Source organism: Helicobacter sp. T3_23-1059, from assembly GCF_053654515.1.
Window position 1 is genome coordinate 1 of the sequence record NZ_JBSIUV010000061.1, and the last position, 9,596, is coordinate 9,596.

Genomic DNA, 9,596 nt, shown 5'->3' on the forward strand with positions numbered 1-9,596 from the left:
TAATCAAAAATTATAGCCAAAAATTTTTGCAGAAAAAATAAATAACCCACAAAATTTGATTTTCATTAACCTAGCCTTTGAGCTACCCTACATTTTTGCTTTCTATAATATTCGTATTTGTAAGACGCTATCCTTAATTAAAAATTGAAATGCCAAATTTTAGCGTTTATTCCTTGCATTTGCCACTTTGTAGCATTGTTTGAATGGATTGCCACGCAAAAATTTCACTATGCTTATTTTTGCTCGCAATGACAATTTGTTGTCATACTGAGTGGCGTAGCCCGAAGTATCCCAATCTTTGCAAAATAGAGATATTTCGGTTTCTAGCAAAACCTCAATATGACAACAACAAATGCGTAAATTGAGTGCTTTATGCTATAATTGCTAGATTTTACGATAAAGGATAAGCAAATGAGCGTAGTTGTAGAATTGCCAAAAGAGGCAGAAAAAATGCTACTCAATCTAGCAAAAGAGCGTAGCATCTCGCAAGAACACCTTTTGAAAGAGATGATTTTGCAATATTTGGAGGATTTAGAGGATGCGAGGATTGGCGAGCAAGCGTATAAAGAATATTTGGAGAGTGGCGAGAAAGGCACACCTGCAAAAGAAGTCTTTGAGAGGCTTAGAATCTAATGCGGGTTATTTTTGATAAAAAGTCAGAAAAGCAACTTGATAAGTTAGATAGCGTAACGCAAAAGCGTATAAAAAAGTATGTGCTAGAGCTAGAAACCCTAGAAAATCCCCGCGACAAAGGCACGGCTTTGGTGGGGAATCTCTTAATCTTTGGCGTTATCGCGTTGGTGATTATCGCCTTATCTGTCATATCAACGATAATGAACTCATTATCCTCTGCCTTGAAATCACGCACAGAAGCGAAGCATATAACTAACTCACACCCCCTACACACATTGATAATGCAAATTGATAAGCTCCACATTATCGCCTACTTGCTTGAAATAATAGCCAGAGCATTCATCAAAATCAATTTGACTTTGCCTACATTTTTCATTTGTTTTTGTCCTTTTTAAAATTTAAAATATATTTTATCGTAAATAATATATCGTCATTGCGAGCGAGTCGCAAGACTTGCGTGGCAATCTACGATATAATGAAAAAATACATAGATTGCCACGCGGATTTTGACAAATCTGCTCACAATAACGCATTAAAACGCGTATTCCACCATTCCAAACTATTTTTTTGCTTTATTTGAAAGTTGAGCAAGTAGTCTTTCTAAAGACTTCATTCCTTGTTCGTAGTTCATCACAATATCGCATATTTCATAATGACTATTACGCTTTGTGGAATTTGTCGCATTAGGTTTTCCACAGGTTTGTTGTTTATAACGCTCTATGATAGAAATAGATTGCTTAAGTCTATGAAAAGTGTCCTCTAAATCGATTTTGTAGCGACTTAGTTGCTTTAAGCTATCCTCATCAAAATCAAACTTGCACTCATCATCTTGCGCTTTGTGATTCTCACGCTCGCATTCGTTGGCTAGATTGCAAGTTTGGCTTTCGCAACTATCTTTGTTATCCCCTGCTTGTTTGTCTTTGTTGTCCTCTATGGTAAATTCTACCCATTTGTTTTTTATGCTAATGTGTTGCCCCTTATTTTTGGAGCGTAAGCCATATCTATGGTTATCATATATGTCCTTATAGCCCTCCTCATATTGCGCGATAAAGACTTCATAATTGCGCTTAAATACGCCCTTTGGTGTATAAGCATAGACATAGCGCGGGATTCTATCTTTATATTCTGCGATTAACACCTCGCCATTTGGGGAGATTTCCGCGCCGATGCCATCTGCATAGCCATTTACGCATTCCCCGTCCCAAAAAGTCTTAGATTTAGTTTTCGCAATTTTTAGCTTGTCTTTGAATGGCTTTTCAACACGCGTTGAAAAGCCCTCCTCATCTCTCCCCCAATCTAGCTTAAATATCAGTGCAAGCTTGCAATCTTCCCTGCCTTTAGAATCCACAAAAATCGGTCGCTCATCAGTTGGGAGGATTTCTGCCACCGCTTCTTGCGCTTTGATTTGCTCTATGATGATTTGCGTAGCCTCGCTATCTTTCGCACAACCGCTAAAAAATACCCCAACCCCGCACAATCCTACCGCGATAAAAACAACAATCCTTGCTAATGCGTTTTTCATTTGTGCTGTCCTTTGTGTTTTAAAATTTAAAACCGTGATTGTAGCAAATATAGCAAAATGTGGAATGTAAAATCTTACCACGCACGGCTTTTTGCCACATTTCTTTATAATGTAGTGGCGTTTTCGCCTCTTTCAAAACCACTTCGGCTAATTCTAAAAATGTCATTTTTACTCCTTGTATTTTTGGATTTTATTTTGCATTACACAAAAAAATAAAAGAATCCACCACCACAAAAGCTAGCAAAATAAAACCCAAATAACCATTTGTTACAAAAAATGCTTTTGGGATATTTGCAAAATCTCTGCCTACCAAATACTGCTCATAGCACAGCATAAGCGCGCCAATAGCAATCCCCACAAAACCAAACACACCAAGCCCTGCTAAAATCCCAAACCACCCCCAAAGCATAACAGCAAGCAGATGAAAAATCCTTGAAAACATAAGCGCGCCCCTTACCCCAAAGCGTGAAGGCACAGAAAAAAGCCCCTCTTTTTTATCCACCTCAATATCCTGCAAAGAATACAAAATATCAAATCCAGCCACCCAAAATGCCACCCCACACGCCAAAACCACGCTCCAAGCAGTGATTTCTCCTGATACGGCGATGACACCTGCTATGGGGGCTAGTCCTAGCGAGATGCCAAGCACTAAATGCGCTAATGAGCTAAATCGCTTCATCAAGCTATATCCACCCAAAATTACTAAAAACGGCACGCTTAAAGCCAATGCCAAATCATTGATAAAATAGCTTGTAGCAATAAAACCAAGCGCATTTATCACGCAAAAAATCACCACATACGCGCTAGAGATTCTGCCATCTACGCTAGGGCGAGAAGTGGTGCGCGGATTTCTCGCATCGATATGCCTATCACAAAAGCGATTAAACGCCATTGCAAAATTTCGCGCTGTGATAAGGGCTAGAGCGCATAAAAAAAATGTCCCCCACCCTACCCAGATGCTAGCATTGCGCTGCACGCTAGCCACACACATCGCAATCAATATAAAAGACGCGCTAAAAATCGTATGCTTAAAAGCCACTAGCTCGCTAAAATGCGATATTTGGGCGATAAGATTTTGAAAAAAAGATGATTTTGCGGGGAGGTGTTTTGTAGATTTTGTTTTTGGTTTGGTAGTGGAATCTATGCTAGATTTTATAGATTTTGGGGGGTTTGTATCCATTATTTTGCCTTATGTTGCATTAGATTTTGTATTGCTTTGCGCAATTTTTTAAGCAATGTCGCCACAACAATAGCGCGATTACTTAAAAAACAAACATTGTATTATTTTATGCCTAATGAAACGACTTTTTTGAATCCCTCCGCTACGGATAAATCACTTCTTTTTACTTTGTCTTTAGGCACGCGAAAAAGAAAGCCTGAAGTGGGGTTTGGCGTGGTGGGGACAAATACCCACAAAAATTCGCCCTCATCATTTTGCTCTTCTTTTGTGATAAAACCTATTACTTCTTGGTCCCCTAGCTTTATGTAGCCTACGCCTAAGTATTGTTTATCATTGCCACCAGAAAACATTTTTACCATATCTTTGATGACATTGTAGATAGAAGCTATAAATGGGATTTTGCCGATGAAAAATTCTGAAATCTTTAGCAAAATAAAATCTTTTTTCTTTTCTAGCAAATGTCCGCTATAAAGCAAAATCCCTAGCAAAATCGCCAAAATCATAATCGTAGCAAACATATTATGCTCAGTGGTGTCAAATATCGCACCCACAATGTGGGCGATAAAATCATAGGCAAATTTTAGCAACCAAAGCAAAATAATGATAGGAGCTAAGGCTAGCAATCCTCTGCCAATAAGCGTAAAAAACGCACTTATGAAATGTGAAAAAATATTATTACGCGGTGTAGAATCTTTTTGCATTTTGTTCCTTTAGTCTCAACTTAGTCTTAAAGATTTTAGATTAGATTTTGATATATCGCATTTTTGCTATATTATTTTATGTTTTTGGTGGCTTGCTTGCTATCTATTTGATTTTCCAAATCTTAAATCCAAAAATCGCACAAAAATCCAAAATCTAGCAAAATCCAAAAATCACGCAAAAATTTGCTAGATTTTAGAATATTTTTAGGCAGATTCAAGTATATTTACGCTTTTTATTTTTGCCCATATTTTGCAAAATATTTGCCAAAATATTTGATGGTTGCCAAAATATTAAAAAAACATTAAATAAAAATAGCGATTTACACTACAATAAAAACCCTTTGTAAAGCCCTAAAATCACAAAAATCAACACCCCACAAAAAGGCATAAAATGCGACATTTTCTTAGCTTAAAAGATTTTAGCAAAGCTGAACTTTATGATATGCTATGCCTTAGCTTAATACTAAAATCCCTCTCACAAAATGCCAAAAATCTATGCAAATCCCCTGCCCCACAAAATCTAGGATTTAAAAATATAGATTTTTTGCCCTCCCCTACACTAGCGTTGATTTTAGAAAAGCCCTCTACCCGCACACGCGTTAGCTTTGAAGCAGGCGTATATGAGCTAGGTGGCAAAGCGATAATCCTTATGGGTAAAGACACGCAAATAAGCAGAGGCGAGCCTATCAAAGATAGCGCAAGGGTGATTAGCTCTATGGTGGATATTATCGCTATACGCACCTTTTCACACGATGGATTAGAGGAGTTTGCCCGCTATTCAAGCACGCCTGTGATAAATGCCCTCACAGATTTATCTCACCCCCTGCAAGTGATGGCTGATATGCTTACAATGATAGAATGTGGAATCTATGCGGAGGATTTTGCCCCGCATTTTGATTTGTTTATAAAAACTCATTTGCAACAAAATGCCCTAGATTTTATAAAGACACAAAATCCACTGCCAAAACGCATTTGTGAAAATGCCCCAATCATAACCTACATAGGCGATGGAAATAATATGTCGCATTCGTGGCTAAAGCTAGCGGGGATTTTGGGGGTTGAATTGCGAGTGCTTTGCCCGCAAAAATACGCCCCAGATGAAAAAATCATCGCCCTAGCCCAAAATCTAGCCACCACCTCAAATGCCAAAATCCACATAGAGATTTTGCCACAAAATGCAAGCCAAAAAGCTGTGCAAAACACCTTAGAAAATCTAGTAAATAGCGCAAATGTGCTTACAACTGATACTTGGATTTCTATGGGGCAAGAAGAAGAAAAGCAAGATAGAATCCGCGCTTTTGAGGGATTTTGCATTAACCAAGCGTTAATGCAAAAAGCACATAGTAATGCAATCTTTTTGCACTGCCTGCCCGCATATCGAGGCTATGAAGTGAGCGAAGAAGTCATCGAGGGAGCGCAATCACGCGTATGGCAAGAAGCAAATAATCGCCTACACATTCAAAAAGGAATAATGCTATGGCTACTAGCAACAAAATAACATTAGCGGATTTTTTTGATAGCGAAAATTTTATCAAGGCGTCAAAAATATCCAACACGCAGATTTTGCTAAATATCCAAAAAAGCGCGAAAACCACGCAGGCAAAATCTACAAATCCTAGCGAGCAACAATGCGAACAAAAAGCTACATTTAACAATAAAGAAGCGTGGTGGATACAAGATGAGGAGGGGGAGCAATACCTTTTGCTCCCCCACTCCGTGCTAAAAAAAGTCCTATCTGCCATAGAGGGAATCAACGAAGAAAAGCTACTTTTAGAGCTAGGGCGAGATGTGATACAAAGCGCACCGATTGATTTTGATGATGTGATGGCAGTAGCCATTGACAAAATCGAATCCAAAAGGCGAAATGACGGCTCTTTGCCACCGCATATCAACACAAAATCTATCATTAGCGAAATCAAAAAATCCCACCCAAATTTGTTTTTTAACCTTGATGCACATTTTTTGCGCAAGCATTTTTAGATACAAAATATTTAAGACAAAATCCCTAAATCGCGCAACAATAAAATCTAAACACCAAAACACAACAACTTGGAATCAAAACAAATGAAAACCACTCAAAATTCACAATCTAGCCAAATAGATTTTGCTAAATTTGCCAAATACTCCAAATCCGCCCCGCGCTATACGAGCTATCCTACGGCGGTGGAGTTTAGCACGGATTTTGACTATAATGAGCTAAAAAAATCCCTAAAACGCAATGATAGCTTTGACACACAAGAGCGCAGGCTTCCTTTGTCGCTTTATGTGCATTTGCCTTTTTGTCAAAGTGCGTGCTATTTTTGCGGGTGCAATGTCATCTACACAAGCAAGCAGGACAAAAAAGAGCGCTACATTTCCTACCTTAAAAAAGAGCTAGCGATTTTATCTACCCTTATGGATACTTCACGCGAAGTGGTGCAGTTTCATTTCGGTGGTGGGACACCTACTTTTTTTGATTCTGCGCAATTAGAGCAAATCATCACGCTAGTAAAATCCACATTTCCAAACTTCGCTTCAAATGCCGAAGTAAGCTGTGAAATCGACCCTAGACATTTTGAACCCTCCCAAATGGATACGCTAAAAAATGGCGGGTTTAATCGCCTTAGTTTTGGGGTGCAAGATTTTGATGAAAATGTCCAAAAAGCCGTGCATAGATTTCAAAGCATAGAATTAGTGGCAAATGCCATAAATATCGCTAGAAAAAGCGGGATAAAATCCATAAATTTTGATTTAATCTATGGCTTGCCAAAGCAAAATCTAGCTAGCTTTTTATCCACGCTAGAAAAAGTCATATCCCTTAGCCCCGATAGATTAGCTATTTTTAACTACGCCCATATCCCGTGGCTAAAAAAAACGATGCGCAAAATCGATGAAAACGACTTGCCAAGCCCGCAAGAAAAGCTAGAGATTTTAAAAAATACCATTGATTTTTTGGGCAACAACGGCTATGAAATGATAGGAATGGACCATTTTGCCAAAAAAAGCGATGAGCTGTATATCGCTAAACAAAAAGGCGAATTACGGCGCAATTTTCAGGGCTACACTACGCGTGGATTTTCCCAAACTATCGGCATAGGGCTTACATCCATAGGCGAGGGCAAAGACTACTACACCCAAAATGTCAAAGACATAGCAAGCTATGAAGTCGCGCTAGATTCTGGCAAAATCCCTGTGGAGCGAGGCATAAAACTAAGCAAAGAAGATATATTACGAAAAGAAGTCATTATGGGGCTTATGAATAACCTAAAGCTAGATTTTGCTAGTATCCAAAAAACGCATAATATTGACTTTATAGCGCATTTTGCAAGCGAGCTAGAGAGACTAAAAGAATACGCAAATATAGGCGTGCTAGAGATAAATGACAAAGGGCTTTATACCACTGCCACAGGCGGGCTACTTATCCGCAATATCGCAATGGTGTTTGACAGCTACTTGCACGCCCTACCCCAAGAAAAGAGAGTGTTTAGCAAGACAATATGATAGATTTTAGCCAAACTTCAAATGCCTGCGTAAAATGTGGCAAATGTATCCCCTACTGCACGATTTATCGGCTAAACCGTGATGAGACGACTTCTCCACGCGGATATTTGGATTTAATCGGTGCGTATAAAAGAGGCGAACTGCCTTTGCAAAAAGATTTAAAAAACCTTGTAGAATCCTGCTTTTTATGCACGACTTGCGTGGATTTGTGTCCATCGCATTTGCCTATCGACTCTGCTATCGAAAAAATCCGCATAGACATCGCCCAAAAATACGGAATCGCGTGGTATAAAAGGCTATATTTTTTCTTGCTTCGGCATAGAAAGATTATGGATTTTGTGTTTAGCTTTGCGTATTTTGTCGCACCTTGCGCGTTTAGGAAAGTAGATGGAGGGAACAAAATCTTTTTTAGCAAACGCGTGGTGTTTCCATTTGTCAAAAAAAGTTTTTTGCAAAAATATCGTGGCGAGATTTTGCCTACACATAAGCACACAAACAATAATCAACCTTCACAAAATCCAAATTGCCAAAATCTATCGCAAAATCAAACACAAAATCAAGCCTTGCTACACAACAAAGTCGCTATTTTTATCGGCTGTCTTGCAAACTACAACTACATAGAAGTAGGGGAAAGTTTGCTAAAAATCCTAGATTCTTTGCATATAAATGTCCTTGTGCCTAAGCAGGAATGTTGCGGTGCGCCTGCGTATTTCACGGGAGATATTGACACGGTGCTTTTTCTTATCAAGCGCAATATCGAGCTTTTTGAGGGCTTTATCGATGAAATAGATGCAATTCTTATCCCAGAGGCGACTTGTGCTGCTATGCTTATGGTGGATTGGGCGCACGCACTAAATGCCCAAAAAGATAAAAACGAGCGAGAAAAATGGCAAGCAAGGCTAGCAAGACTCACGCCAAAAATGGCAATGGCAAGCAAATGGCTACAAAATCACACCAAATTAGAATCCATTTTGCAATCAAAAAATATTGCTAGCCCAAAAGATTCTACCCCACAAACGCTGACATATCACGACCCCTGCCACGCAAAAAAAGTCCTAAAAGTCCATAAAGAACCCCGCGCACTTCTAAGCACAAACTATGAGATAAAAGAAATGAGCGAGCCTGATAGATGCTGTGGATTTGGCGGGGTGAGTATGCAGCTAGATAGATACGCGCTCACTTTAAAAGCAGGCAAACCAAAAGCAGATATGATAGCAAAAAGTGGCGCACAAATCATTAGCGCGGAATGCTCTGCGTGTCGTATGCAAATCACAAATGCAATGTCCCAAAACAATGTCAAAGCACGCTTTGCCCACCCCCTAGAGCTAATCGCGCAAAAATTGCCACAAAATCCATACTAATTTGTAGTCAAAATTTTTATCCAAAATCTTTTATCAAAAGTCAAAAAATGCGACAAATAAACAAACCAAACAAAAAAAGCAAAATCCGCATAGCGATTTTATTTAGCGGAAATGGTAGCAATTTAGAAAATATCGTTACGCATTTTCGCGCAAATGATTTTGATGATTTAGGTTTGCAAGTTGATTTTGCCCTAGCTATTTGCAACAAAAAGGGCGTGTATGGAATCACGCGCTGTAAAAATCTAGGGCTAAAATGCGAGATTTTGCCTCACATAGATTTTGCCTCCCGCACCGATTTTGACAAAGCGTTAGCAAACCTTTTGCGTAAGGAAAAAATCGATTTGGTAGTTTTGGCTGGATTTATGCGGATTTTGGGGAGTGATTTTGTGCGTGAGTTTCGCACTATAAATATCCACCCCTCATTTTTGCCCCTCCACAAAGGCGCAAATGCTATCAAAGATAGCTACTATGCAAATGAGGATTTTGGCGGGGTTAGCGTGCATTGGGTAAATGAGGAGCTAGACTCTGGGCAAATCATCATTCAGCAAAAACTCGTAAAAATAAAAGGGGAAAGCCTAGAATCCTTTGAAGCTAGAATCCACGCACTAGAACACACCCTCTACCCTCAAGCAATCACTCACGCGATAAAATCTTGCAAATAAAATCTATTTTGACTAAGGCTCAAGACAACTTAAGACAAAATAAAGGAGTCTTGACTA

The 9,596-nt window shown here is 39.1% G+C and carries 12 protein-coding genes; 7 read left to right on the forward strand and 5 right to left on the reverse strand.

Annotated elements, in window-relative coordinates; translation table 11 throughout:
- Window positions 1-159: 159 nt before the first annotated feature.
- Window positions 160-330 (reverse strand): hypothetical protein, encoded by a 171-nt coding sequence (locus ACWIX0_RS11685; protein ID WP_454174169.1) that lies wholly within the window; start codon window positions 328-330, stop codon window positions 160-162.
- 81 nt (window positions 331-411) lie between these two features.
- Here ACWIX0_RS11685 and ACWIX0_RS11690 point away from each other — a divergent pair, with 81 nt between their 5' ends.
- Together ACWIX0_RS11690 and ACWIX0_RS11695 are read left to right on the forward strand one after the other, a co-directional pair.
- A complete protein-coding gene (locus ACWIX0_RS11690; protein WP_454174170.1) occupies window positions 412-633 on the forward strand; it encodes a DUF6290 family protein in 222 nt (73 codons plus the stop codon).
- Entirely contained in the window at window positions 633-1,028 is a 396-nt protein-coding gene (locus ACWIX0_RS11695) for a type II toxin-antitoxin system RelE family toxin (RefSeq protein ID WP_454174171.1), read from the forward strand. Before ACWIX0_RS11690 ends, ACWIX0_RS11695 begins: the two co-directional genes overlap by 1 nt.
- Window positions 1,029-1,192: 164 nt before the next feature.
- On the opposite strand, the gene ACWIX0_RS11700 is transcribed toward ACWIX0_RS11695, so the two are convergent.
- From ACWIX0_RS11700 to ACWIX0_RS11715, 4 genes are all read right to left on the reverse strand, one after another.
- On the reverse strand, window positions 1,193-2,155 hold the full coding sequence (locus ACWIX0_RS11700; RefSeq protein WP_454174172.1) for a hypothetical protein: 963 nt from the start codon (window positions 2,153-2,155) through the stop codon (window positions 1,193-1,195).
- 19 nt (window positions 2,156-2,174) lie between these two features.
- The gene (locus ACWIX0_RS11705) at window positions 2,175-2,321 is read right to left on the reverse strand and encodes an HTH domain-containing protein (protein WP_454174173.1); all 147 of its coding nucleotides are present in this window, start codon (window positions 2,319-2,321) and stop codon (window positions 2,175-2,177) included.
- 24 nt (window positions 2,322-2,345) lie between these two features.
- Window positions 2,346-3,335: a menaquinone biosynthesis prenyltransferase MqnP gene (mqnP, locus tag ACWIX0_RS11710; RefSeq protein WP_454174174.1), complete on the reverse strand. Its 990-nt coding sequence runs from the start codon at window positions 3,333-3,335 to the stop codon at window positions 2,346-2,348.
- 101 nt (window positions 3,336-3,436) lie between these two features.
- On the reverse strand, window positions 3,437-4,036 hold the full coding sequence (locus tag ACWIX0_RS11715; protein ID WP_454174175.1) for a DUF502 domain-containing protein: 600 nt from the start codon (window positions 4,034-4,036) through the stop codon (window positions 3,437-3,439).
- A 391-nt stretch (window positions 4,037-4,427) separates the two neighbouring features.
- On the opposite strand from ACWIX0_RS11715, the gene argF reads away from it, so the two are divergent.
- From argF to purN, 5 genes are all read left to right on the forward strand, one after another.
- The gene (gene argF, locus ACWIX0_RS11720) at window positions 4,428-5,534 is read left to right on the forward strand and encodes an ornithine carbamoyltransferase (RefSeq protein ID WP_454174176.1); all 1,107 of its coding nucleotides are present in this window, start codon (window positions 4,428-4,430) and stop codon (window positions 5,532-5,534) included.
- The gene (locus ACWIX0_RS11725; protein WP_454174177.1) at window positions 5,513-6,016 is read left to right on the forward strand and encodes a DUF2603 domain-containing protein; all 504 of its coding nucleotides are present in this window, start codon (window positions 5,513-5,515) and stop codon (window positions 6,014-6,016) included. Before argF ends, ACWIX0_RS11725 begins: the two co-directional genes overlap by 22 nt.
- Window positions 6,017-6,100: 84 nt before the next feature.
- Complete coding sequence (hemN, locus tag ACWIX0_RS11730) at window positions 6,101-7,516, forward strand: oxygen-independent coproporphyrinogen III oxidase (protein WP_454174178.1); 1,416 nt, start codon at window positions 6,101-6,103, stop codon at window positions 7,514-7,516.
- Window positions 7,513-8,877 (forward strand): (Fe-S)-binding protein, encoded by a 1,365-nt coding sequence (locus tag ACWIX0_RS11735; RefSeq protein WP_454174179.1) that lies wholly within the window; start codon window positions 7,513-7,515, stop codon window positions 8,875-8,877. The genes hemN and ACWIX0_RS11735 overlap by 4 nt, the downstream gene beginning before the upstream one ends.
- 47 nt (window positions 8,878-8,924) lie before the next feature.
- The gene (gene purN / locus ACWIX0_RS11740; RefSeq protein ID WP_454174180.1) at window positions 8,925-9,539 is read left to right on the forward strand and encodes a phosphoribosylglycinamide formyltransferase; all 615 of its coding nucleotides are present in this window, start codon (window positions 8,925-8,927) and stop codon (window positions 9,537-9,539) included.
- Window positions 9,540-9,596: the final 57 nt, after the last annotated feature.

Excerpts from the sequence above, each read along its gene's own strand:
- ACWIX0_RS11690 (WP_454174170.1), top strand. The coding sequence starts at position 412 with ATGAGCGTAGTTGTAGAATTGCCAAAAGAGGCAGAAAAAATGCTACTC.
- ACWIX0_RS11695 (WP_454174171.1), top strand. The coding sequence starts at position 633 with ATGCGGGTTATTTTTGATAAAAAGTCAGAAAAGCAACTTGATAAGTTA.
- ACWIX0_RS11700 (WP_454174172.1), bottom strand. The coding sequence starts at position 2,155 with ATGAAAAACGCATTAGCAAGGATTGTTGTTTTTATCGCGGTAGGATTG.
- ACWIX0_RS11705 (WP_454174173.1), bottom strand. The coding sequence starts at position 2,321 with ATGACATTTTTAGAATTAGCCGAAGTGGTTTTGAAAGAGGCGAAAACG.
- mqnP (WP_454174174.1), bottom strand. The coding sequence starts at position 3,335 with ATGGATACAAACCCCCCAAAATCTATAAAATCTAGCATAGATTCCACT.
- ACWIX0_RS11715 (WP_454174175.1), bottom strand. The coding sequence starts at position 4,036 with ATGCAAAAAGATTCTACACCGCGTAATAATATTTTTTCACATTTCATA.
- argF (WP_454174176.1), top strand. The coding sequence starts at position 4,428 with ATGCGACATTTTCTTAGCTTAAAAGATTTTAGCAAAGCTGAACTTTAT.
- ACWIX0_RS11725 (WP_454174177.1), top strand. The coding sequence starts at position 5,513 with ATGGCTACTAGCAACAAAATAACATTAGCGGATTTTTTTGATAGCGAA.
- hemN (WP_454174178.1), top strand. The coding sequence starts at position 6,101 with ATGAAAACCACTCAAAATTCACAATCTAGCCAAATAGATTTTGCTAAA.
- ACWIX0_RS11735 (WP_454174179.1), top strand. The coding sequence starts at position 7,513 with ATGATAGATTTTAGCCAAACTTCAAATGCCTGCGTAAAATGTGGCAAA.
- purN (WP_454174180.1), top strand. The coding sequence starts at position 8,925 with ATGCGACAAATAAACAAACCAAACAAAAAAAGCAAAATCCGCATAGCG.